This window comes from Mesorhizobium sp. P2_E6, assembly GCF_056403835.1.
Map to the genome: position 1 here is coordinate 249,279 of NZ_JBFUEQ010000008.1, position 24,508 is coordinate 273,786.

The following is a 24,508-nucleotide window of genomic DNA, read 5'->3' on the forward strand; positions in this document are numbered from 1 at the left end:
CCGGCGGCCCAATGCATGTCACCCAAAGTGCGCAGTGGTCTTGGGACAACGACATGCATAAAGACAAAACGCCTCTGCCCGGTGCGGCCGGATCTGGCAATTTCCCAATCCCTTGGCGATGCAGCGTTTGTTAAGGCCTCGGTCCTATAAGACCGCCAGCCAGAGCTCTCCGGGGTCAGCCATGTTTCGAGCCGCTTCGTCTGCCAGCATTGTTCTCCTAGCCACATCGCTTGCCGCTCATGCCGGCGGCGACCCGGCACTGGGCAAGCATGTCTTCAACCGGTGCATCTCCTGCCATGAAGCGGCCACCGACCGTGACAAGGTCGGCCCGCATCTGCTGGGCGTCGTTGGACGCACCGCCGGCAGTGCCGAGAGCTTCCTTGGTCACTACTCCGAGGCGATGAAGAGCGCCGGTGCTGGCGGCCTAGTCTGGGATGAAGCCAACCTCGCCGAATATCTCAAGGCGCCTCGGCTCAAGGTGCCCGGCAACAAGATGGCATTTGCCGGCCTGACCAACGACGACGACATCGCCAATGTCATTGCCTATCTGAAGGCCGATCCCAAGCCCTGAGCAACAGCCGGCTGCGTTGCATGACGACGCAGGCTTGGCCGGATATGTTACGCCCGCAACTGGCATTCCGAGCGTCCGCGCCAGCGGAGATTGACTGCTTTGCCGGCACAGAAGTTCAATGACAGTTGAACTACGCTTGACTGTAAGCTAATCACGCCATGACCACGCCTTCACTACCTTTCAAGACAGTGGCGAATTCTTTTGTTTTCGGGGCGGGTCTTGTCTTGCGTCTTTCAATCCCCGGATGCCCCACATATATTCGCCGCTGTTCGCGACCAGCGACGTGATGCCGAAGCGGGAGGCCCCAATGGCGACATTGCAGAATTTCGATGCCGAAATTGCCAAGACCAAGCAGGTCGTGCAGGACATGCGCACCAAGATCGAGCAGTCCGGCACCGTGCTTGATACGCTGGCCACCGCCGACAAGAAGATCGGCGACGCCAATTTCGACATCGAGAACGCCCGCATCGAGGATGTGCTGAAACAGCAGAAGGTGATGGAAGGCAATATCGCCGACCTGATCATCGGGCTGGAGGACGCCACCAACGTCTTCGGCGCCGAATTCGAAAGCATGAAGAACTACACCGGCTGGGAAAACTTCGTCGGCATGTTCTCCAGCCAGAGCAAGCAGCGCATGCGCACCGATCGCGTCCGCAACATGTCGCTGGCCGGCAACCTGCAGGAACTGCTGGCCAAGTCCGACACCATTGTCGGCATCCTGAAGGCGCAGAAGGAAGTCCTCGACCAGCGCTACAAGACCTCCGAGGCCAGCCTGTCGCAGGTCATCGAGCGCCGCAAGACCACCATGTCCAACCTCGAAGCCGTGCAGAAGCGCATCGAGGAACTCAACCCGATGCTGCTCGACATCGAAAACAAGATCGCCGCGTCCACCAGCCAGAAGGACCGCACGCAACTCGAAGGCGAACGCTCCAAGCTGGCGACGGAATACAATGAAAAGCAGGCCAAGGAGCAGGAGTTGCTGGCCGAGAGCCAGACGCTGGAACGCTACACCTCAATGTTCCAGACCTTCGTCGATTCGCTCAACAACCAGATCGCCGCTCAGTCGACGCTGATCAACAAGCTGACCATCGATACCGAACAACGCATTGTGCTCTACAAGGCGCTGGAGGATTCGCTGAAGACCGCCGCCCAGCAGGACGTCGCCCACAAGATCAACACGCTTGGCAGCCAGGTCGACAACACCGCCGAGGAAACCATGGCCGGCATCGGCGCCGCCTCGCAGAAACACATCGGCGACCTGCTTGAAATGCACGAGAAGAACATGGTCGCCAGCTCCGACATCCAGCGCCGCAAAAAGCTGGCCGACGATGCCTTTGCCCGTCGCTTCGACGAGGTGCTGAAGAAGCACAACGCGTCAAACTACGTGCAGTCTTAGGCGTGACTGGACTGCCCGCGAGCGCACAGGCATGACCCCCGAAAACGAAGCGGCCGCACGGTATTTCTCGGCCATCACGGCCGCACTGAGCGGCCTTGAAGTGTTCATGCGCGACGATCGCTCGCCGCTCTACCGGCATGGCATCGTCGCCAAGATCGTCGCCGAATACATCGCCCGGCTCGACAAGTCCTTTGTCTGCTGGCGCTACCGGCTGGGCTTCATGGACACGTTCCGCATTTCGCGCGCCGAAAGCGGCTTCCCGGTCTTCCAGAACCTGCTCGAACTCGAAAACGACCGTCGCCAGGCCGACGCGCGGCTTGCCAACATTCCGCTGGCCGGCGAGTTGCGCGAGGAAATGGCCGACTTCATCCTGCGCCACAAGGAATTCCCCGAGGCGCTGCAGAAGTCGATGGCCGAACGGCTCTATCTCGAGGACGTGAAAAGCGAGAATACGTTCGGCCCGTTCACGCTGGCGCAGACGGCCAAGGTCTCGGTCAATCCAAAGACGGGGCGGCCCTATTACCTCGTCCACTGGGCGACGTTCGACGGCAGCGCCAACCTGCCGCTGGTCTACATGGTGACGGTGGAAGATTCTTCCGACGCGATGGTGCGTCAGCTCGTCGACAGCAACGGCAAGCTCAATGACAAGGTCGACATTCCGCTGCCGGTCGATGGCCTGCTCAACCCCGAGTTGGCCCACCGTTTCGACGATTTCACCGAGAAGAACTCAGCCTACACGCTGTCGCCGGCGACCATCGCGGTCAACCTCGACAAGGATTTCGAGCCGCTGCATCCCAAGCAGTTGCGCCGCGTCGTGCTCGGCCCATTCTATTCGGCGGGGATCACCGACAACAATTCGACGGTGACCGAAGTGCTGGCCAAGGTGCGCAAGCCGGAAAATGCCTGGCTGCTGACCTGGACCATCCAGGAGGTCTATTCCAAGAGCGAGAAACCCGGCCGCAAGGGGCTGTTTTCGAGCGAGAAGACGACGCAGGAATTCTTCATCAACACCGATGATCTGGAAGCCGCGCGCCAGGGCGTGTCCAGCTACGAAAACCATGCGCTGATCCCGCACGAGGCCTACCAGGCACTCTACGCCGCCGGCGAGGCGCAGAAGATCTTTGCCGGCTACAAGGTCCACATCCTGTCCAACGGACAGGTCATCTCAGACGTCTGACCGTCACACCACGGAGCACTCTTCATGGATACCGGCCTGACCACCATTCCGGAAGCTTCGATCGAAAAGCACCGGGCCACCGCGCAGAGCTTCATCACCCGCATCGTCGTGCTGGAAGACCCCTCACGCGAGTCCGGCACGGCGCTGGCCGGCACCAACCGCCGCTTCGTCTCGACCGTTTCGGTCGGCTCGGTGCGGCGCACGCGCGAGGTCGAGCTGTCGAAGACCGTCGGCGCCGTCCATCCCGACGACCAGCTGCTGACCATCCCCCAGCACACATTGTTGTTTCGCGCCCGGCGCGGTACGGCCATCGCGTTGGCCATATCGGACGTCTTTGCCGAAGGCTCGGACCTCGAAAGCCTGCAAGCGAAAAACACCCGCGCGCCGCTCGAGGGCGACGAGGCCTCGGCTTTCAAGAGGCTTCTGTCCGCCTCGGCCTATATCTCCGCCTTCAGCCTCGCTTCCTATCTGTTCCAGCTGATCGACAGCGATGGCGAAGCGCCCAACGACATCCCCGAGCCCGACTTCCTGTTCGACACACCGCAGGATGCGGTGAAGTCGATCCTGGCCGGCCTCGACAAGGCGATATCGGGCTCGTCCGACGATGCCGACCTGATGACCAGGGCACGCGCCTTTGCCCGCGTCGCCATCGACGGGCTGTTGGCGCGCAAGGGTCGGTTCGACGGCATTGGCCCGTTCGAGAACGCGCATATCCGCATCGATGCCGATAACTTCACCCTCGACGGTTTCGACGTCGCGCCGGGCAAGCGCTCGAAGCCGCTGGTGATGACGTTCAAGACGCCGGAAGAGGTGGTCGGCAACCACATCGCCAAATACCAGTCGGTCAAGCTCGCCAAGATGCTGATGGCCTACGACTTCGAGCGTGAGCTCAACCCCTTCGTCGAACTCGGCGGCTTCCTGTTCACCTTTATCGGCGACGGCGCCCCCGGCACCGGCAAGACGACGTTGATCCAGATGATCGCCGGCCTCGTCAACGGCTACTGCCAGGTCGCCGGCTATCCCTTCGCCTATGAGAATTTCGGCGTCGACCAAATCTCGTCCTACCAGGGCAAGTCAGGCCAGAACTGCCGCCAGTTCATCAACAATGTGCTCAATCCGCGCGTCATCGGCTTCGGCACCATCGACGACATCGACCAAGTGGCGGCGCGCCGCTCCGACGACCGCGCCTCGGCCGGCCAGCAGGAGATCACCGGCGTGCTGATGGATGCCTTCGCCGGTGCCGGCACGGTGGTGCGCGGCAACTGCTCGTTTGGCATGTTCTCCAACTATCCCGAAAATGTCGACGATGCGCTGCGCCAGCGCGCCGGCGCCCGCTGGCTGGTCGACGGCCCGCAGACGCGCGACGACTACATCGACATCTTCGTGCTGCTTGCCGGCAAGAACCACAAGATCCCGCTCGGCGACCACGATCTCTACGCCGCGCAGGAGATCCAGCGCGCCGTGACCGAGGCCTACGAGGAGCATGAGAAGCCGCAGGAAGACGGGCTGATGAAGGTCTACGAGCGCTACATGAAGGAGAACGGCGCGCCGAAATCGATGGCCGACATCGGCACTTATCTGCACCTGATCAAGGATGCCGAGCCGCGCTTCACCGGCCGCGCCATCAAGAACGTCACCGACGCCATCAAGATGCGCGCCATGGATATCGAGCTTCCCGACGACTGGTTCGAGAAGCCGGAAGCCTTCATGCACAAGGGCTACGACGAGAAGAGAGCGATGATCGAGGAACTGCGCGGGCCGTTCTCGATGGACATGGTCATGCAGGAGATCAACCGCTACGCCGACAGCGAGTTCCGCTATTCAGACAAGTCCGACGACGCCGCTGTCGAAAAACTGCTGCGCGACGCACGCCTGCGCGAACGAGCCGCACGCGAGATGGAGGAAATGAAGAAAAAGGGTCTGTGGAATGCGTGAACTTTCCTTCTCCCCGTTCACGGGGAGAAGGTGCCCGAAGGGCGGATGAGTGGCAGCACAATGCGAGGCGGTAACGAGCCGAAGGTGGCGAGAGCCCGTCAGCTACGGAAATTCGAAAACGAGGCCGAAGAAAAACTGTGGAGCGAATTGCGTGGACGGCGATTGAATGGCCACAAATTTCTTCGTCAACTGCCGATCGGTCCATATTTCGCAGACTTTGCCTGCCGCGAAGCCAATCTGGTTGTGGAAGTCGATGGCAGCCAGCACGCAAATCGATCTCAAGATCGATACAGGGACGAAACCATGAATAGGAATGGCTGGTCGGTATTAAGAGTGTGGAACGCTGATGTCCTGGCGGATCGTAAGAGCGTGCTGGATACGATTGTTGCGGCGTTGGATGGGCGGCTCGATCATAAAATGATTTCTGTCGACGCGAAATTTTTGCCCTCTTCAACGTCGGGGGATAGATGATGAGCGTTCGCGCCGCCCCTCATCCGCCCTTCGGGCACCTTCTCCCCGTAAACGGGGAGAAGGAACGATGACCGCCAAGAAACCCGATCTGCTGCGCGACAATGAGCTGATTTATGGCCGGCTGCTCACCGTCGACGAGCCGCATTTGATCCAGCGCTACAACAAGGCGCTGGCGGCGTTCGGCCTGAAGCCGACGAAGTTGAAGAGCTTCCAGATCGACCGCACAGGGTTCTCGCCAGAAGTGGCCGAGGAATGCGGCGACTATGACTATCTCGACCCCAACGAGGTCAATCGCCGCTTCATCATCCTGACGCCGTCGCAGATCGACCTGCCGGTGGTGCACACCGCCTTCTCCAACACCTCGCAGTTGATGTTCGAGTTCATGTCCAAGAACCAGCGCGCCATCGACGCGCTGACCATCAAGGACGTGATCTACGGCGAGATCGAGGATTCCGTTCCCAAGGTCAACGACATCGAGGACCTGCTGTCGATAAGCCAGGTCGAGTTCAAGGTGCTGTCGGCCGAGGACGTGCTGGGCAAGGCTGCCGAGCTCGGCAAGCTCGTCGACCGGCTGAAGCAGGAGCCCGACGCCTGGCGCGACAACGCCATGCTGACCCGCATGGTGGAACTGGCCAAGATCTGCGGCGACATCCGCGAGAACGCGCTGGTGCCGGACCAGGTGATCTTCCGCCACAATGCCTACTGGACCAGCCATTTCGGCGGTCTCTACGTGTTCGTCGATCCGGACATGACGACGGTGATCGGCGATCCGGCCGCACCTGGTTTCCGCCGCTCTCGGCCGTGGCAGGTCAGCTATCTTTCGATCAACGACGCCGACAAGGTGTTCAAGTTCCTCGCCACCACCGGCCGCGTCGAGCTGCCGCGCGCCTCCTGGATCGAGGCCTCGGGGTATCTCGAGCATCGCGCCGAGATGGTGGTGCGCGCGCTGATCCGCGACGCCGAGCCGGACCGCAACCTGACCGATGTCGACAAGGTCTGGCTGCAGACCTGGATTCAGAGCCATGCCGACCTGATCACCAGGAACGGCAATTTTCCCTTCCTCAACGCCGCCAAGCGCGAGATCGCCCAGCTCGGCTACCTCAAGATCGAGGATGTCTTCCCGCAGCAGCGCTTCCTGGTGATCCGCGCCAAACCGGACCATCCCGACGCCTGGCTGACCAACCGGCTGATCTCGGACTTCGTCCCGTCGGACTTCGTCTCGCGCTACATCTTCAACAAGCAGGGCTTCTACAGGGACTATGACGGCTTCAGCGACGCCTGGCGATCGCATGTTGTGGACGTTCTCAAAACCACATATTTGAAAGACAAGGTGGCGTTTCGCACACGCCTCTACGGCCTGACTGACTAGAACGAAATGAACCGTCATTTCGTTCTAACTTGTTGTTTTGGCGCATGATGCTATCCAAAAAGTCTGCAACTTTTTGGCATCATGCTTTGAGGGGGTGACATCGCCATGCTCGATCCGATCGTGAACTTCTTCACCCGGATTTTCCAGTGGATCGGCCGTGGCATCGGCCTCCTGATCGGCGTCATCCTGTGGCCGTTCATGTGGGCCGGGCGCTGGTACACGCAGCGCGGCTGGATCCTCAAGGCGGTGGTCGGCGTCGCCTTGCTGGTGCTGATCGGCCTCTATGCCAACTTCTTCTACGCCACCCAGTGGTGGAACAATTTCAACCCGAACTACCCCGACACCTACACTTTCGAGAAGCGCAACGTGTCAGCCGGCGAACAGGTTGCCGCCGGCTCCGGCACGGATACCGCCAAGACCTGCGGCAACTCCGGTATTGCCCAGATCGCCGCCGACCTGACCGACTTCAACGTCAACCAGAATGCCTGGATCTCGTCGATGATCCTCTACAAGCTCGGCCTGTTCGGCATCGACTGGGACCACACGCCGTGGATGGATAACAAGGCCTCGTTCCAGCGCGGCATCAACCAGGCGGTGCGGCGCACGGCGACGGAACTCGCCGACAATCTCGGCCGCGTCCGCACCACGTCGCAGATCGATGCTGATCTGCAGGACGCGCGCGGCAATCTGCAGTTCGACGAATACACCTGGTATTTCGGCCTGAGCCCGTTCGGCCCGAAGACGCCGACGCCGAGCTATTACCGCGACGCGGTGCGCAAGCTGCGCTCCTTCAACGCCCGGCTCGCCACCTGCCAGGCGACCTTCGATGCCCGCGCCGACAATCTGAAGCAATATATCGATCGTATCTCATCCGACATAGGCTCGACGTCGGCGATCCTCAAGGAGCGCGCCGAGAACCACAATGATGGCTGGTTCGATTTCCGCGCCGACGACCGCTACTGGTTCGCCTATGGCCAGCTCTACGCCTATTACGGCCTGATGAAGGGTGCCCAGGCCGACTTCGACGACGTCATCAAGGAAAAGCACCTGCAGAGCCTGTGGGACACGATGGACGCGCAGTTCGTCTCGGCGCTGCGCATCCAGCCCTTCATCATCGCCAATGGCCGCGAAGACGGCTGGCTGTTGCCGACGCATCTGACGACGATGGGCTTCTACGTGCTCAGGGTGCGCTCCAACATGGTCGAAATCAGCAACGTGCTGACGCAGTAAGGCTTGCCGGCCGCAGCCGAAGCGATGGCGAATTTGCGCCGTCGCTTCTGTCGCATTCGGTGCATTGTGCGGCTGTTTTGAGACGGCGGAACGACGCGTCCTCTGGCTTCTATACGGCGCGGCAACGGAGCCGGGAAGAACCGATGACAGGTCGGCCGGTCCGCAGATGAATTTTCTTCATAGGAAACATAGTTGCATGCAAGTTGACGCCGTGGCAGCGACAGGGTTAAAACATGCCCGCGCCCCGGTTCCGGCCTGCATGCGAGTGAGATCAAACCCCGTCCCCTCCACCGACCAATCCAGAGGAAAGCCGTCATGGCCGAAGTGAAGTCCGACATCGAGATCGCGCGCGGCGCCAAGAAGAAGCAGATCCAGGAGATCGGCGCCAAGATCGGCATTCCGACCGAACACCTTTTGCCCTACGGCCACGACAAGGCCAAGATTTCCGCCGAGTTCATCAAGTCGGTGAAGGGCAACAAGGACGGCAGGCTGATCCTGGTCACCGCCATCAACCCGACGCCCGCTGGCGAAGGCAAGACGACGACCACCGTCGGCCTCGGCGACGGCCTCAACCGCATCGGCAAGAAGGCGATCGTCTGCATCCGCGAGGCTTCGCTCGGCCCGAACTTCGGCGTCAAGGGCGGTGCCGCCGGCGGCGGCTACGCACAGGTCGTGCCGATGGAGGACATGAACCTCCACTTCACCGGCGACTTCCACGCCATCACCACGGCGCACAACCTTCTGTCGGCGCTGATCGATAACCACATCTACTGGGGCAATGAGCTCGGCATCGACACCCGCCGTGTCGTCTGGCGCCGTGTCATGGACATGAACGACCGCGCGCTGCGCGAGATGATCTGTTCGCTCGGCGGCGTCGCCAACGGCTTTCCGCGCGAGGGCGGCTTCGACATCACCGTCGCCTCGGAGGTCATGGCCATCCTGTGCCTGTCGACCGATCTGAAGGACCTTGAGAAGCGCCTCGGCGACATCATCGTCGCCTATCGCCGTGACAAGTCGCCGGTCTATGCCCGCGACCTCAAGGCCGACGGCGCCATGGCCGTGCTCTTGAAGGACGCCATGCAGCCCAACCTGGTGCAGACGCTGGAGAACAACCCGGCCTTCGTGCATGGCGGCCCGTTCGCCAACATCGCGCATGGCTGCAACTCGGTCGTCGCCACCACGACGGCGCTCAAGCTTGCCGACTATGTCGTCACCGAAGCCGGCTTCGGCGCCGACCTCGGCGCGGAAAAGTTCTTCGACATCAAGTGCCGCAAGGCTGGCCTGAAGCCGGCCGCTGCCGTCATCGTCGCCACCGTGCGCGCCATGAAGATGAATGGCGGCGTCAAGAAGGAAGACCTCGGCAAGGAAAACATCGAGGCGGTGAAGAAGGGCTGCGCCAACCTTGGCCGCCACATCGAGAACATCCGCCAGTTCGGCGTGCCGGCGGTGGTTGCCATCAACCACTTCTATTCCGACACCGACGCCGAAATCCAGGCGATGAAGGACTATGTCGCCTCGATGGGTGAAGAGGCGATCCTGTGCAAGCACTGGGCCAAGGGTTCGGCCGGTATCGAGGAGCTCGCCAACAAGGTGGTGGCGCTGGCCGAATCCGGTGCCTCGCAGTTCGCGCCGCTCTACCCCGATGCGATGCCGCTGTTCGAGAAGATCAACACCATCGTCCAGCGCATCTATCGCGGCTCGGAAGCGATCGCCGACAAGTCGGTGCGCGACCAACTGCACGCCTGGGAGCAAGCCGGCTACGGCCACCTGCCGGTGTGCATGGCCAAGACGCAATATTCCTTCTCGACCGACCCGAACCTGCGCGGCGCGCCGACCGGCCACACCGTACCGGTGCGCGAGGTCAGGCTGTCGGCCGGTGCCGGCTTCGTCGTCATCATCTGTGGCGAGGTCATGACCATGCCCGGCCTGCCCAAGGCGCCATCCTCGGAAAAGATCTTCCTCAACGAGGCCGGACAGATCGAAGGCCTGTTCTGAGAATTTCGAGATCGTTGCGAGATTTGAAAGGGCGGCCACTGGCCGCCCTTTCTGCTTTCCAAGGACAAACCTGGCTACGCGGCGCTGCGCGCTAGCGCCCGTTGGGTGGAGGCATAGATCGTATCGCGCTCGGGCAGCGTGCCGGTCTTCAGGCATTCGATCCATTCGGCGGTCTTGAGCACCGCCGCGAAGCGCGACTGCAGGATGATCGTCACCACGCGGTGGATCTCTTCGGCTGAAGCATAGCCGGCGCTGTTGGCGTAGGGCAGCGATCCGGTCGCGTCGGACAGGAACTCGACGGCGAAGCCCATATGCACAGCGTGGATGATGGTCGACAGATCGCAATTATGCGTCATGTAGCCGACGACAGTAATCGTATCGATGGCGTTGGCGCGCAGCCAGTCTTCGAGATCGGTGCCGGTGAAGGCGGAGGGCAGGTTCTTTTCGACATAATGGTCGCGGGTGCGCTTGGCGATCTCGGGATGCAGTTCGGCGCCATGGCTACCCTTGGCGAAAACTGGCGATGTCTCGGGTGCCAGTTGCTTGATTACCACCACTTTGACGCCGGTCGCGGCGGCCGCGTCCATGGCGTGCGCCACATTGACGACGCTGTCGCGGAACGGCGGATGCTGGATGGCGAGATTGCCGCCATCATAGTCGTTCTGGACGTCGACGACGACAAGCGCGCGACGTGGCGTGGCGTTGGCTGGGTCAGACATGGTGTTTTCCTTTCCGGCTTGAATGCGATGGGTCGAAAATAGGCGAGACGCCAAGCGGTCGAAAGTGTCCCGATTGACATCATTCGAAAGAATTGGGACAATCCGCATTCACTCGCCGGAAACCCCCATGACCGACCCGATCATTGCCGTCCTTGCCTTCGACGGCATCAGCCCGTTCCATCTCTCCGTGCCATGCCTGGTGTTCGGCGAGGACAGGACATCGCTTGGGCTGCCGCGCTTCGAGTTCCGCATCTGCGCGGTCAAGGCCGGCCCGATCCACACCGAAGCCGGATTGACGGTTGCCGCGCCGCATGGGCTCGAAGGGCTCGACGGCGCCGACATCGTCATCATCCCGAGCTGGCATCATCTCGGCGAGACGCCAGCGCCAGTGCTGATGGAGGCGCTACGCGAAGCACACGAGCGTGGCGCATTGATTGTCGGCCTGTGTCTGGGAACCTTCGCCATTGCCGCGGCCGGGCTGCTTTCAGGCCGCCGTGCCGCGACGCACTGGGCCTATTCAGAGCGGCTGCAAAAACTCCATCCCGACATCGCCGTCGATGCCACGGTGCTCTATGTCGACAATGGCGATGTGGTGACCTCGGCCGGCGTCGCGGCTGGCCTCGACTGCTGTCTCCACATCGTGCGCGCCCGCTATGGGGCGGAAGCCGCACTCCGGCTCGCCCGCCAGATTGTGCTTTCGCCGCACCGGCAAGGCGGGCAGGCGCAATTCATCGAGCATCCAGTCGCAAAAGGCGCTGACGCCGATCGGTTCACCCAGGCGCTTGACGCGGTTCGCGCGACGCTTGGCGAGACGCATAACCTAGACCGCGTCGCCGAGGCCGCCGGCCTGACCCGCCGCACCTTCACCCGCCGCTTTCAGAAATCGATCGGCACCAGTTTCGGCGAATGGCTGACCAGCCAGCGGATCGAACTGGCGCAGCGGTTGCTGGAAGCGACGGAGAAATCGATGGACATGGTGGCCTTCGAGGTCGGCTTCGGCAGCGCCACGTCGCTGCGCCAGCATTTTTCGGCACGGCTCAAGACGTCACCGGCGCAATACCGTCGCGAGTTCTCGAGGCGAGCCGATCAGGACGAACCAGTGCCGCACGCCCTGCCTTTCTGAGAAAGAACGGCCAAAGGCGCCGCATCACTGCGGCGCCTTTGGTATTCCCTGATCCAGGCAGTCAGGCGACGTCTCCCGGCGATGGCGCGCGTTTGCGGCCAGTGAGCATGGCGCGAACCAGATTCTCACGATGGCGCAGGCTGGCCAGCAGCACGCCGCCGACATGAAGCCCGACGAGCACGAGAATTCCATTGCCCAGGATCTTGTGCGTGTCCTCCACCCAGGCCACGCCCCACCAGGCATCGGTGGTCTGCATCCAGCCCGTAAGCGCAATTCCCGCCACGCAGGTTAGAAGCGCCAGCACCATGGCGCCGCCGGCAGGGTTGTGGCCGAGATGACGCTTTTCGCGACCCTGCGCCACATCGGCTATGTACAAGCTCACCGTGCGCGGCCCACGCACGAACTGACGGAAGCGTGTGTGACCCGATCCCGCCAGCCCTGCGATCAGCCGTGAAGCTATCAAGACCCCGGCACTGTAACCGGCCAGTTCATGCAGCTTCATGATTTCTCCCGAGGAAAGCCAGGCCACCGCAACGCACAGGACCAGCGACCAATGAAAGAGGCGGACGTAGGAACTCCAGACCCTGACCGAGGCTTCTCGTGTCGACTCGACCGAGGTGTCTCGTGTCGAAGCGGTGGCGTTCATGGCGATCAACCGTCGTCGGAATCGGCGCCGACCGACTCGAGCGTCTTGGGATTGAACACGGCTTCCAGCTTTTTGCCATTGGCATCGAGTGCCTTGGCTTCGTAGCAGCCGTTCTCGGTCTTGATGCTGCGCACCTTCCAGCCTTCGCTTTCAAGCTTCTTTTGCAGCGCCTCGCGTGGTTGCCACTGGTCGGTCGGCACATCGCATTTGTCGGCGGCGAAAGCCGGTCCGGCAACAGCCATCACCAGCGCGGTCATGATCAAGGTCTTCATCTTGTTTTCTCCATCGGCCAATTCCGATGTCGCGAACCCTGACCGTGAAACCTGACAGCAGCCTGAACGCGTATCGTATCGCTCAAAAGCCGCAGTTGGCTTTCGTTCAGGTTCCTGTCAGCCTTGTCCCGCATGGAGGTGGCGTGTTGCTGAACACGGAGGCAAGGTGCGCGTTCTACTAATCGAAGACGACCCCGTGCTGGGCGAGGCGGTGCGCGATCATATCGCCGCCGACGGTCATGCCGTGGACTGGAGCACGACACTTGGCCATGCCGGCGATCACCTTCATGTCGTCTCCTATGAACTCGTCCTGCTCGATCTCCATCTGCCGGACGGCAGGGGGCTCGAATTCCTGAAGACGCTGCGCCGTGAAGGCACCGATACGCCGGTCATCATCCTGACCGCGCGCGATCAGCTCTCCGACCGGATAGAGGGCCTGAATTCCGGAGCAGACGACTATCTGGTCAAGCCCTTCGATCTCGGCGAGTTGTCCGCGCGCCTTGCCGCGGTCGCGCGCCGCTATGCTGGAAACCCAAATCCCCTGGTTCGGCTCGGGCCGGTCGAAATCGACCAGGCCGCCCGCCGGGTTGTCGTGGACGGCAGGGAGGCCATGCTGACGTCCCGCGAATGGGCGGTGCTCGAGCAGTTCTTGCGCCGGCCCGGCATGACCGTGGGCAAGAACCAGATCGAGGATGCGCTCTATGCCTTCGGGGCGGAGATCGAAAGCAACACGGTCGAAGTCTATGTCAGCCGCCTGCGCAAGAAGATCGGGCGCGAGGCCCTCACGACCGTAAGGGGGCTGGGCTACCGTCTGGCGTTCCCATGAGGCTCTTCGACAGCCTTGCCGGTCGTCTCGTTTCCTCGCTGATCCTGGTCACGGTCGCCTTCGGCCTGGTCGCCGCGGTCACGGGAAGCATCACCCTGCATCGTGAAATCAACGAAGCCATGGACAATTCGATGCAGGAAGCGGCCCGCCGGCTGCTGCCGCTGGTCATCGACGATCTTTTCGGGCGCGAGGTTTCGCAATCGCCCCGCAGGCTGGCAGAGGCCGTCTCGGACGATATAGGCGGTCGCCTCATCTTCCAGGTGCGGGACGGCAGTGGCCGTGTTCTCCTGCACTCCTACAATGCTCCCGCGGAGCCGCTCACGGCTGAACTCGCGCAGGGCTTTTCGGAGGCCGCCGGATGGCGCATCTACACCGAGCCCGCGGTTGGCGGCACGATCTTCATCCAGGTCGCCGAGCTCGATGCACGGCGCAACGAGGAAACCTTCGAAGCCGCCACCGGTTTCCTGATACCGATGGTCATCCTGATCCCGCTGAGCGCACTTGTCGCGTGGCTGACCCTGGCGCGTTTCCTGAGGCCGATTGCAACATTGCGCGGCGAGATCAGCGCCCGTCACGGCGACAACCTCGCTGCGATCCGAACCACCGAACTGCCTTCCGAACTCGCCGCCATTGCCAAGTCGGTCAACAGCCTGATGCGGCGCCTGCACATGGCGCTTGAGGCGGAAAAAGAATTCACCGCGAATGCCGCGCATGAATTGCGCACGCCGATTGCCGGCGCACTGGCACAGACGGAGCGGCTGATCGCGGAAGCTCCGGACGACGCGGCAAGAAAACGTCCACGCCAGATCAAGGCAGCGCTGTCCAATCTCGCCGGCCTGTCCGAAAAGTTGATGCAGCTGGCGCGCGCCGACGCCGGAGTGGCCGCCGCCGGCAAGCCTGCCGACCTTGCCGCGGTCGCGGCACTGGTGGTCGAAGACTTCGAACAGCACAGCGAAAACAAGGGCCGCCTTCGCCTCGAAACGCCGGTGAAAGGCAAGGCGCTGGCCGCGATCGACACGGATGCGCTGGCCATCGTCCTGCGCAACCTTATCGAGAATGCCTTGCGGCATGGTCCCGAAGGCGGAGAGGTTGTCGTGCGGATCGACGAAGACGCCCGACTTAGCGTGATCAACCAAGGTCCGGTGGTTCCAGCCCCAGGCAGCCTGATCAAACGGTTCGAGCGCGGCGCAACGCGCGCCGAGGGATCGGGCCTCGGGTTGGCGATCGTCAGCCGGATCCTGCAACAGATCGATGCGACGCTGGTTCTGAACTCACCGGCATCCGGGCGGCAAGACGGGTTCGAAGCGACGATCCGGTTTCCAGGCTTAGAGCCGAACTCGAAGAGATAGAGCATGATGTCGTCCGAAAACCGCTTCACACATTTCGGCATCATTCCAGGAAAAGTGTGAAACGGTTTTCCCGGGAAAAGCGCGTAGCGCTTTCCCTCAGGGAATTGCGTCAAAACAAAGAGATAGAGCGGTTCGGCGTTTCCGTGAAACGGTGAACCGCTCTAGCGTCAGCCGCGCTTGACCGCCCGCGCCGGGTTGCCGACCACCGTGGTGTTCGCGGCCACGTCGCGCGTCACCACCGCGCCGGCGCCGACGATGGCGCCCTCGCCGATGCTGACTCCGCCAAGGATGATCGCGCTGCCGCCGATCCATGCATTGGCGCCGATCTCGACAGGCCTCGCGATCTCCAGCCCCGCTTGCCGCCCGGCGACCTCCCTGTGGTGCTCGGCGCAATAGATTTGCACATTGGGGCCGAGCAGCGTTCCCCTGCCGATGCGCACGCTTGCCGTATCGAGAATGGTGCAGCCGGCGTTGAGAAAGGCGGCATCGCCGAGAAAGATGTTGAAGCCGTAGGCGCAGTGGAACGGCGCCTCGATGCGGGCGCCCTCGCCCACGCCGCCGAGCAATGCCTTCAAGCCCGGCCCGAGGTTTCCGCGCTGCCGGGGTGGCAGGCAATTGTGCTCGAACACCGCGTCGCGCGCCATGACGCGCAAGGCCTCCAGTTCGTCATCGAGGCAGGTGTACCATTCGCCGGCCGCCATCTTGGCGCGCTCGCTTCCAGCCATGACGGTGTCCTCCCTTTGGCATCCCCGCCAAAGCACAAATGCCGCGGACGGAGAAGTGCCAGCTTCTGCCAATTCCGGGCGCAAAATCCATTCCGATTTTTCGAAGTCATGTCTGGTCAAAGGCCAAGCCTATGCTAGCCTGCTCTTGCTGGGCTGTCCTGGCCCGGCGATGAGGGGATCAATCATGCTGTATATTCTCGCACTTCTGATCGGCGTCATTGCCGGCCTTCGCGCGATGACCGCGCCGGCCGCCGTCGCCTGGGGGGCTTATCTCGGCTGGCTGCCGGTCGCCGCCACCTGGGCCAGCTTCATGAGCCACTGGGCGGCTGTCGGCATCTTCACCATCCTGGCCATCGTCGAACTGGTCACCGACCAGTTGCCTTCGACGCCGAGCCGTAAAGTGCCGCAGCAATTCGGCGCCCGCATCATCATGGGCGCGTTTACCGGCGCTGTCATCGGCGCCACCGGCGGTTCCACCATCGGCGGCCTGATCGCCGGCGCCATCGGCGCTGTCATCGGCACGCTGGGCGGTGCCGAAGCGCGCGGCCGGCTGGCAGCCGCCTTCGGCAAGGACCCGCCCGCCGCCTTTATCGAGGACGCAGTGGCGATCATCGGCGGCCTGCTGATCGTGGCGGCGGTGGCATGACGGCAAAGACCTTCGACGCCATCATCATCGGCGCCGGACAGGCCGGCCCGTCGCTGGCCAGCCGGCTGAATGCCGTCGGCAAGAGCGTGGCGCTGATCGAGCGCAAGCTGGTCGGCGGCACCTGCGTCAACACCGGTTGCATGCCGACCAAGACCATGGTCGCCAGCGCCTATGCCGCGCATCTGGCGCGGCGGGCCGCCGACTATGGCGTCACGCTCAGCGGCCCCGTCGGCGTCGATTACAAGGCGATCAAGGCGCGCAAGGACAAGGTGTCGAACGACGCCCGCATCGGGCTCGAAACCTGGATCGCCGGCATGGACAAATGCACGCTCTATCGCGGCCATGCGCGTTTCGAATCCGCCAACACCGTGCGCGTCGGCGACGACCTTTTGACCGCCGAAAAAATCTTCCTCAACACCGGCGGCCGCGCCTCGGTGCCCGGCCTGCCCGGCATCCACGATATCGACTATCTGACCAACTCCTCGATGATGGATCTCGACGTGCTGCCGCGCCATCTCGTCGTCGTCGGCGGCAGCTACATCTCGCTCGAATTCGCGCAGATGTTCCGCCGCTTCGGCAGCGACGTCACGGTGATCGAGAAGTCTCCCAGGCTGACCGGCCGTGAGGACGAGGATGTTTCCGACGCCATCCTTTCCATCCTCGAAAACGAAGGCATTACGGTCCATCTCAGTGCCGACGACATCGCCTTCGCCAAACAAGGCAACGACACTGCCGTGACCTTCTCCGCCGGCAAACCGCCGGCGGTCGGCTCGCATGTGCTGCTGGCTCTGGGACGCGTGCCCAACACCGACGATCTCGGCCTCGACAGAGCCGGCGTCGAGGTCGACAAGCGCGGCTTCGTCACCGTCGACGACCAGCTGCGCACCAGCGTGCCCGGCATATGGGCGATGGGCGACTGCAACGGCAAGGGCGCCTTCACCCACACCTCCTACAACGACTACGAGATCGTCGCCGCCAACCTGCTCGACAATGATCCGCGCAAAGTCAGCGACCGCATCGAGGCCTATGCGCTCTACATCGACCCACCGCTCGGCCGCTGCGGCATGACCGAGGCCGCGGTGAAGAAATCCGGTCGCCGGGCGCTGGTCGGCCAGCGGCCGATGACCCGCGTCGGACGCGCGGTCGAAAAGGGCGAGACACAGGGTTTCATGAAGATCCTCGTCGATGCCGACACCAGGGAGATCCTCGGCTGTTCTGTGCTTGGCCCCGGCGGCGACGAGGCGGTGCATTGCGTGCTCGACCTGATGTACGCCAAGGCGCCCGTCGATACGCTGGCGCGCGCGGTGCACATCCACCCGAATGTCTCGGAACTGCTGCCAACCATCGCCCAGGAGCTGAAGCCGCTGGTGTGAGACACTCACACTCGCGCCAAGCTCTGGACTTTATGCATTGCTGCATTGCAGCAATGCATATTGCGCGGAACAGGGCTACGCGTTCAATCTGAATTTGAACCGATTCAGTCTGGACGCCTCATGCCGTTGCCGATCCTTGCGCTTGCCATTGCGTCCTTCTGCATCGGCACCACCGAATTCGTCATCATGGGCCTGCTGCCGGAGGTCGCCGCCGACCTCGGCGTGTCCATCCCTTCGGCCGGCCTGCTGGTCACCGGCTATGCGCTGGGCGTGGTCTTCGGCGCCCCAATCGTGGCGATGGGCACCGCGCATTTGCCTCGCAAGCCGGTGCTGGTTGGGCTCGCTGCGCTGTTTGTCGTTGGCAATCTGTTCTGCGCCATCGCGCCCAACTACTGGATGCTGATGGCCGCGCGCGTCTTCACCGCCTTCGGCCACGGCGCCTTCTTTGGTATCGGTTCGGTCGTTGCTGCGAGCCTTGTGCCGCGCAACAAGCGCGCCAGCGCCATCGCGCTGATGTTCGCCGGGCTGACGCTGGCCAACATCCTTGGCGTTCCCGCCGGCACCGCCCTGGGCGAAGCCTTCGGCTGGCGCGCCACCTTCCTCGCCGTGGTCGGCATCGGCCTGATCTCGGTCGCTTGCATCGCCTGGCTGGTACCATCCGACGTCGCTGAACCGAGCGGTGGCGGCCTGCGCGGCGAATTGCGCGTGCTGGGCAAGCTACAGGTCTGGCTGGCGATGCTGATCGCCGCCCTTGCCTCGGCCAGCCTGTTTGCCGTCTTCACCTACATAAAACCCTATCTGACCGACGTGTCCGGCCTGTCCACTTCCGCCGTCACCTGGGTGCTGCTGCTGTTCGGCGCCGGCATGACCATCGGCAACATCATCGGCGGCCGGCTCGCCGACTGGAAATTGATGCCGACGGTCATTGGCACGCTGCTGTTGCTGGCGCTCCTGTTTGTCGGCTTCAATCAGTTCGGCGCCATAGCCGGCGTTGCCATCGGCATCGTTTTCCTGTGGGGCCTGCTCATCTTCGTCGTCGTGCCGCCGCTGCAGATCCGCGTCGTCGAGGCGGCCTCCGAAGGGCCGAACCTTGCCGCCACGCTGAACCAGGGCGCCTTCAATGTCGGCAATGCCAGCGGCGCCTGGATCGGCGGCGTGGCCCTTTCCGCAGGTGTTTCCTATGCCAACCTGCCGCTGGTCGGCGCGGCATTGGCGCTGCTGGCGGTCATCGTCGCGGTGCTGTCGCAGACACTGGATGGGCGCACGCCTGCCGTCCCGCTTCAGGCTGCCGCGGAATAACCGCTTGCGCCCATAGCGCGGCAGGCTGGACCAATCGACATCGGCGCCTTCAAATGGGCATGTCTTGTCGCTCTTGATGGAGGAAAGTCATGCAGAAATCGATCGAGCGCATCGCCGGCGAAAGCGAAGGAGTTTCCTACGAATTTCCGCTGTTCCGGTTTGTCGGAACCGGCAAGGCCGCTCCGTCAGCCTATCTGCAGGCGGCACTCCATGCCGGCGAGTTGCCGGGCGTCGTCGCCATCGACGCGCTGATGCCGATGCTGGCCAAGGCCGAGGCCGAAGGCCGCATCAAGGGCAACATCACCGTCGTGCCCTGGGCCAACCCGATCGGCCGCGCCCAATATCATTTCGGCGAGCATCAGGGCCGCTTCCATCTCGGCACCCGCACCAACTTCAATCGCGGCTTTCCGCTGCTTGCCGCACCCGACGCAGCACTCTTGCCCGACGTCACGCTTGGCCCTGTCGACCAGCGATTGAAGACCCGGCTGGTGCAGCTTTCGCTCGGCCACGACATTGTGCTCGACCTGCATTGCGATGACGAGGGCCTCGCCTATCTCTATGTCCATACCAGCCTGTGGCCGGCGATGGCCGACTGTGCCGCCGCCATGGGCGTTGATGCGGTCATGCTGTGGAGCGAAGACACCGACGGTACGTTCGAGGGCGCCTCGATCATGCCCTACCAGAACGTTCCCGATGACATGGCCAAACTCGACCGTCGCGTCGCCACGACGGTCGAATATCGCGGCATCCTCGATGTCGACGGCGCCTTGGCCGCCGCCGACGCCGAAGGCCTCTACCGGCTGCTGGTGGCGCGCGGCGTGATTACCGACACCGCCCTGCCCGCACCCGGTCCTTTCACCGGTGTCGTCGCACCACTGGAAAACATCGAGATGATGCCGGCACCCCGGGCGGGCGCCGTGCTTTACGACGTGAAGCCCGGCGACCGCGTCGCCAAGGGCGCTCGCCTCGCCACCATCGTCCATGCACCGGGTGAAACCGATGGCCGCACCGAAGTTTTGGCACCGCAGGATGGCATCATCCTCACCCGCCGCTCGCGCCGCATCATCCGCGCCGGCGAAGACTTGTTGAAGCTGGTGGGCGACAGCAAGAGCGCCGACGCCAGATCGGGAACACTGGAGGACTGAATTAGCCGGAAATAGCCTGTCGCGCTTTCGCTTCGAGCCACTCGGCCATCTGGCGGTAAGGCACCGGGCCGTGGCTGATGCGGGCGACGCCGAGTTCCGCCAGCCGCTGGCGCGGCGGCACATGCGCCAGTGCGATGATGTTGACCGGCAACGCGATTGCCTTGCAGAGCGCCTCGATCAGGCGCTCATCGCCAAGGCCCGGCGCAAAGAAACCGTTGGCACCGGCTTTTTCAAAGGCATGCGCCCGCTCGATCGCCTGGTTGAGCAGCGCCTTGTCGTGCGCATCCGGCTTGGCCTTGAGGAAGATGTCGGTTCGGGCGTTGAGGAATGCCGGGATACCTGAGGCCTTGACCGCCGCGGCGGCGGCTTCGATCCGCTTCACCTGTAGCGCGATGTCATGCAGGCCGGTGCCGCCGACGATCTGGTCCTCGAAATTGAAGCCGATGGCGCCGGCCTGCACGGCACGCGTCACGGTGCGGGCGACGGTTTCCGGTTCAATGCCGTAGCCGCCCTCGAGATCCATGGTCACCGGCAGGTCGACCGCCCCTACGATGCGCTTGATATTGTCGAGCGCCAGCTCCAGCGGGATCTTCTCGCCATCGGCGTATCCGAAGGCGGCCGCCACCGGCCAGCTTCCCGTGGCGATCGCCTTGGCCCCTGCTTTCTCGACAATCTTGGCCGAGCCCGGGTCCCAGGCATTGTAGAGAACGATCGGGTTTCCCCTGGCGTGGAGGGAATGGAACGTCCGTGCGCGGTCGATCTGCTCGGTCATTGCTGTTTTCCCATGTTTCTGCGGTTGGACATCCAGCCTAAGCAGGACCGCCGGCTCTGGCGATGTGCCATGAGCCGCAGAAGCGGCGGCCACCGAGCAGAATTTTCAAACCTGTTGCGCATCCGGTTTTTCGCAGCTATGGATTTCGCCATGAACATGCGTTCGACCAAGACCATTTGGTGGTGGGCCTGCTGACAGCGGCCTGTTCGAACGCGTGCGCGTGAAAATAGAGGGTGGCCGCAACGGAATGTCCGGGCGGCCATTTGTTTTTTCAAGCCATTCCCGGGTCCGTTGCCCCAAGAAGCTGATGGAGACGGCAATGACGATGAAGGTTCTGGAAAACGGGGCGGAAAGTTTCGTGACCGCGGGTGGCATCACCATCACCCGCGAGCGCCACGACCAGCCCTATGCGGGCGCCATCGACGCCTACGTCGACGGGCTGAACGCTCGCCGCGGCGCGGTGTTTTCCTCGAATTACGAATATCCCGGCCGCTACACGCGCTGGGACACCGCCATCATCGATCCGCCGCTTGTCATTTCGGCGCGCGGCCGCACTGTCCGCATCGAGGCGCTGAACGGTCGTGGCGAGGTGCTGTTGCCGGTCATCGGCAAGACGCTCGGCAGCCTGGCCGATGTCACCATCGCCGAGAACTCGAAGAAACTGATCCGCCTCGACGTCGCCAAACCCGGCCGTGTCTTCACTGAGGAGGAGCGCAGCCGCGTCCCCTCGGTGTTCACCGTGCTGCGCGCCATCACCGCTCTGTTCAAGACCGAGGAAGACGCCAATCTCGGCCTCTACGGCGCCTTCGGCTACGACCTCGCCTTCCAGTTCGACCCGGTCGACTACAAGCTCGAGCGCAAGCAGAGCCAGCGCGACCTCGTGCTGTTCCTGCCTGACGAGATCCTGGTCGTCGACCATTACTCGGCCAAGGCCTGGACCGACCGCTACGACTATTCGGGCGATGGGTTTTCGACGGAAGGCCTGCCGCGCGATGAAATCGCCGAGCCGTTCAAGACCGCCGACCGCATCCCGCCGCGCGGTGACCATGAGCCGGGCGAATACGCCAACCTGGTTCGCAAGGCCATGGATTCGTTCAAGCGCGGCGATCTGTTCGAGGTCGTGGCCGGCCAGATGTTCTACGAGCGCTGCGAGACGCAGCCGTCCGAGATTTCGCGCAAGCTGAAGTCGATCAACCCCTCGCCCTATTCCTTCTTCATCAATCTGGGCGAAGGCGAATATCTGATCGGCGCCTCCCCGGAAATGTTCGTGCGTGTCAACGGCCGCCGTGTCGAGACCTGCCCGATCTCGGGCACCATCAAGCGCGGCGACGACGCCATTTCCGACTCAGAGCAGATCCTGAAGCTGCTCAACTCCAAGAAGGACGAATCCGAACTCACGATGTGCTCGGACGTCGACCGCAACGACAAGTCGCGGGTCTGCGAGCCGGGCTCGGTGCGCGTCATCGGCCGCCGCCAGATCGAGATGTATTCGCGCCTGATCCACACCGTGGACCACATCGAGGGGCGGCTGCGCGAAGGCATGGATGCCTTCGACGCCTTCCTGTCGCATGCCTGGGCGGTCACCGTCACCGGCGCGCCGAAACTGTGGGCCATGCGCTTCATCGAGCAGAACGAGAAGAGCCCGCGCGCCTGGTATGGCGGCGCGATAGGCATGGTCAATTTCAACGGCGACATGAACACCGGCCTCACCCTTCGCACCATCCGCATCAAGGACGGCATTGCCGAGGTCCGCGCCGGCGCCACTTTGCTCTTCGACAGCATTCCCGAGGAAGAAGAAGCCGAAACCGAACTGAAGGCATCCGCCATGCTCTCCGCCATCCGCGACGCCAAGACAGGCAATTCCGCCAGCACCGAACGCACCACCGCGCGCGTCGGCGACGGCGTCAACATCCTGCTCGTCGACCACGAGGACAGCTTCGTCCACACGCTGGCCAATTATTTCCGCCAGACCGGCGCCAACGTCTCGACCGTACGCACGCCGGTGCCGGAGGAAGTCTTCGACCGGCTGAAGCCCGACCTCGTCGTGCTATCGCCCGGCCCCGGCACGCCGAAGGATTTCGACTGCGCCGCCACCATCAAGAAGGCGCGCGCCCGCGAGTTGCCGATTTTCGGCGTCTGCCTTGGCCTGCAGGCACTGGCCGAAGCCTATGGCGGCGAGCTCAGGCAACTTCATGTGCCGATGCACGGCAAGCCGTCGCGCATCCGCGTCTCGAAGCCGGGCATCATCTTCTCCGGCCTGCCAAAGGAAGTCACCGTCGGCCGCTATCACTCGATCTTCGCCGATCCGGTGCGCCTGCCCGATGATTTTATTGTCACGGCCGAGACCGAGGACGGCGTCATCATGGCCTTCGAACACCGCAAGGAACCGATCGCCGCGGTGCAGTTCCACCCGGAATCGATCATGACGCTCGGCCACAATGCCGGCATGCGGATCATCGAGAACATCGTTGCCCACCTGCCGCGCAAGGCCAAGGAAAAGGCCGCCTGACGACCATGGCCGAAACCGAGAACACGATGGCGATCGCGGCCAAAGCCGCGGCGAAGCGCAAGGTCGCCAACCTTGCGTTCTGGTCGATCATCATTGCCGCAGTCGTGCTCGGTCTAAAGCTCGTCGCCTGGTACATCACCGGCTCGGTGGCGCTCTACTCGGACGCGCTGGAATCGATCGTCAACGTCATCGCCTCGATGGCCGCCTTCTGGGCGATCCAGGTCAGCTACAAGCCTGCCGACCAAGACCATCCCTTCGGCCACCACAAGGCCGAGTATTTCTCGGCTGTGCTCGAAGGCGTGCTGATCGTTCTCGCCGCGCTTTTGATCCTCAACGAGGTCTGGCGAGCCTGGCAGGTGCCAGCGCCCATCGAAAAGCCCTGGAACGGCCTGGCGGTCAACGGCATCGCGACGGTGATCAATGCCTTCTGGGCCTGGACGCTGATCCGCGCCGGCAGGGCCGAGAAATCGCCGGCGCTGGTTGCCGACGGCAATCACATCATGACCGATGTGGTGACCTCGATCGGCGTCTTCGGCGGCCTGGTCGGGGCAATCCTCACCGGCTGGCATATCCTCGACCCGGCACTGGCCGTCATCGTGGCGCTGAACATCCTGTGGCAGGGCTGGCACGTCATCGGCTCGTCGATGAACGGCCTGATGGACCGTGCCGTCGACACGCAGGCGCACATGCGCATCCGCGACGTCATCTCGGCAAACTGCAAGGGCGCGCTGGAGGTGCATGACCTGAAGACGCGCATCGCCGGCCGCGCCACTTTCATCGAGTTCCATCTGGTCGTCGACGCCGACATGTCGGTCGGCGCCAGCCATGTCATCTGCGACCGTATCGAGGACGCGCTGAAAGCCGAAATCCCCTCGGTGCGCGTCACCATCCATGTCGAGCCCGACGACGAAGCCAAGCTGCCGAAAGGCACGACGGCCGTGCCGTTCGCCTGAGGTCAGC

At 63.0% G+C, this 24,508-nt stretch carries 22 protein-coding genes; 17 read left to right on the plus strand and 5 right to left on the minus strand.

The features are described from left to right. The first annotated feature begins 181 nt into the window (after positions 1–181). From AC1D08_RS21620 to AC1D08_RS21655, 8 genes are all read left to right on the plus strand, one after another. A complete protein-coding gene (locus AC1D08_RS21620) occupies positions 182–571 on the plus strand; it encodes a c-type cytochrome (RefSeq protein WP_457151215.1) in 390 nt (129 codons plus the stop codon). A 307-nt stretch (positions 572–878) separates the two neighbouring features. Further along, positions 879–1,967 (plus strand): hypothetical protein, encoded by a 1,089-nt coding sequence (locus tag AC1D08_RS21625; RefSeq protein ID WP_095091695.1) that lies wholly within the window; start codon positions 879–881, stop codon positions 1,965–1,967. A gap of 31 nt (positions 1,968–1,998) precedes the next feature. Next, positions 1,999–3,144, plus strand: a complete 1,146-nt coding sequence (locus tag AC1D08_RS21630; RefSeq protein ID WP_477423926.1) for a hypothetical protein — start codon at positions 1,999–2,001, stop codon at positions 3,142–3,144. 24 nt (positions 3,145–3,168) lie between these two features. Beyond that, entirely contained in the window at positions 3,169–5,079 is a 1,911-nt protein-coding gene (locus AC1D08_RS21635; protein WP_457151374.1) for an AAA family ATPase, read from the plus strand. 60 nt (positions 5,080–5,139) lie between these two features. Then, entirely contained in the window at positions 5,140–5,550 is a 411-nt protein-coding gene (locus tag AC1D08_RS21640; protein ID WP_477424027.1) for an endonuclease domain-containing protein, read from the plus strand. Between the two features lie 67 nt (positions 5,551–5,617). After that, on the plus strand, positions 5,618–6,919 hold the full coding sequence (locus AC1D08_RS21645) for a DUF6638 family protein (protein ID WP_457151373.1): 1,302 nt from the start codon (positions 5,618–5,620) through the stop codon (positions 6,917–6,919). Positions 6,920–7,024: 105 nt separating this feature from the next. After that, positions 7,025–8,149, plus strand: coding sequence for a DUF2333 family protein (locus tag AC1D08_RS21650; RefSeq protein ID WP_457151372.1), 1,125 nt, complete (start codon positions 7,025–7,027; stop codon positions 8,147–8,149). 315 nt (positions 8,150–8,464) lie between these two features. Further along, on the plus strand, positions 8,465–10,144 hold the full coding sequence (locus AC1D08_RS21655) for a formate--tetrahydrofolate ligase (protein WP_095090813.1): 1,680 nt from the start codon (positions 8,465–8,467) through the stop codon (positions 10,142–10,144). Between the two features lie 74 nt (positions 10,145–10,218). Here the strand turns inward: AC1D08_RS21655 and AC1D08_RS21660 are convergent, their stop codons facing one another. Further along, positions 10,219–10,863 carry a cysteine hydrolase family protein gene (locus AC1D08_RS21660; RefSeq protein ID WP_477423928.1) on the minus strand — a complete coding sequence of 215 codons (645 nt, stop codon included), beginning with the start codon at positions 10,861–10,863 and terminating at the stop codon, positions 10,219–10,221. Between the two features lie 127 nt (positions 10,864–10,990). Here AC1D08_RS21660 and AC1D08_RS21665 point away from each other — a divergent pair, with 127 nt between their 5' ends. Next, positions 10,991–11,986 (plus strand): GlxA family transcriptional regulator, encoded by a 996-nt coding sequence (locus AC1D08_RS21665; protein ID WP_477423929.1) that lies wholly within the window; start codon positions 10,991–10,993, stop codon positions 11,984–11,986. 61 nt (positions 11,987–12,047) lie between these two features. Here the strand turns inward: AC1D08_RS21665 and AC1D08_RS21670 are convergent, their stop codons facing one another. Both AC1D08_RS21670 and AC1D08_RS21675 read right to left on the minus strand, forming a co-directional pair. After that, complete coding sequence (locus AC1D08_RS21670; protein WP_457151369.1) at positions 12,048–12,632, minus strand: cytochrome b/b6 domain-containing protein; 585 nt, start codon at positions 12,630–12,632, stop codon at positions 12,048–12,050. A 5-nt stretch (positions 12,633–12,637) separates the two neighbouring features. Further along, positions 12,638–12,904 carry a PepSY domain-containing protein gene (locus AC1D08_RS21675; protein WP_457151368.1) on the minus strand — a complete coding sequence of 89 codons (267 nt, stop codon included), beginning with the start codon at positions 12,902–12,904 and terminating at the stop codon, positions 12,638–12,640. Positions 12,905–13,070: 166 nt separating this feature from the next. On the opposite strand from AC1D08_RS21675, the gene AC1D08_RS21680 reads away from it, so the two are divergent. Together AC1D08_RS21680 and AC1D08_RS21685 are read left to right on the plus strand one after the other, a co-directional pair. Continuing rightward, on the plus strand, positions 13,071–13,730 hold the full coding sequence (locus AC1D08_RS21680) for a response regulator (RefSeq protein WP_457151367.1): 660 nt from the start codon (positions 13,071–13,073) through the stop codon (positions 13,728–13,730). Next, positions 13,727–15,079, plus strand: coding sequence for an ATP-binding protein (locus AC1D08_RS21685; RefSeq protein ID WP_457151366.1), 1,353 nt, complete (start codon positions 13,727–13,729; stop codon positions 15,077–15,079). The genes AC1D08_RS21680 and AC1D08_RS21685 overlap by 4 nt, the downstream gene beginning before the upstream one ends. Positions 15,080–15,246: 167 nt before the next feature. Here the strand turns inward: AC1D08_RS21685 and AC1D08_RS21690 are convergent, their stop codons facing one another. Beyond that, a complete protein-coding gene (locus AC1D08_RS21690) occupies positions 15,247–15,804 on the minus strand; it encodes a sugar O-acetyltransferase (RefSeq protein WP_457151365.1) in 558 nt (185 codons plus the stop codon). A 184-nt stretch (positions 15,805–15,988) separates the two neighbouring features. On the opposite strand from AC1D08_RS21690, the gene AC1D08_RS21695 reads away from it, so the two are divergent. The 4 genes from AC1D08_RS21695 to AC1D08_RS21710 all read left to right on the plus strand — a co-directional run bounded on the left by AC1D08_RS21695 (position 15,989) and on the right by AC1D08_RS21710 (position 20,267). Next, positions 15,989–16,450: a DUF4126 domain-containing protein gene (locus AC1D08_RS21695; protein ID WP_095090807.1), complete on the plus strand. Its 462-nt coding sequence runs from the start codon at positions 15,989–15,991 to the stop codon at positions 16,448–16,450. Then, positions 16,447–17,823 carry an FAD-containing oxidoreductase gene (locus tag AC1D08_RS21700; protein ID WP_477423931.1) on the plus strand — a complete coding sequence of 459 codons (1,377 nt, stop codon included), beginning with the start codon at positions 16,447–16,449 and terminating at the stop codon, positions 17,821–17,823. Before AC1D08_RS21695 ends, AC1D08_RS21700 begins: the two co-directional genes overlap by 4 nt. A 120-nt stretch (positions 17,824–17,943) precedes the next feature. Then, entirely contained in the window at positions 17,944–19,122 is a 1,179-nt protein-coding gene (locus tag AC1D08_RS21705; protein WP_457151363.1) for an MFS transporter, read from the plus strand. 89 nt (positions 19,123–19,211) lie between these two features. Next, positions 19,212–20,267 (plus strand): peptidase M14, encoded by a 1,056-nt coding sequence (locus AC1D08_RS21710; RefSeq protein WP_477423933.1) that lies wholly within the window; start codon positions 19,212–19,214, stop codon positions 20,265–20,267. Position 20,268: 1 nt separating this feature from the next. Here AC1D08_RS21710 and AC1D08_RS21715 read toward each other — a convergent pair whose 3' ends face one another. After that, entirely contained in the window at positions 20,269–21,039 is a 771-nt protein-coding gene (locus AC1D08_RS21715; protein WP_477423936.1) for an isocitrate lyase/PEP mutase family protein, read from the minus strand. A gap of 319 nt (positions 21,040–21,358) precedes the next feature. Between AC1D08_RS21715 and AC1D08_RS21720 the strand changes: the two genes are divergently transcribed. Then, a complete protein-coding gene (locus AC1D08_RS21720) occupies positions 21,359–23,548 on the plus strand; it encodes an anthranilate synthase (protein ID WP_477423938.1) in 2,190 nt (729 codons plus the stop codon). 5 nt (positions 23,549–23,553) lie between these two features. Beyond that, entirely contained in the window at positions 23,554–24,501 is a 948-nt protein-coding gene (locus tag AC1D08_RS21725; protein WP_095090802.1) for a cation diffusion facilitator family transporter, read from the plus strand. Positions 24,502–24,508 lie beyond the last annotated feature (7 nt).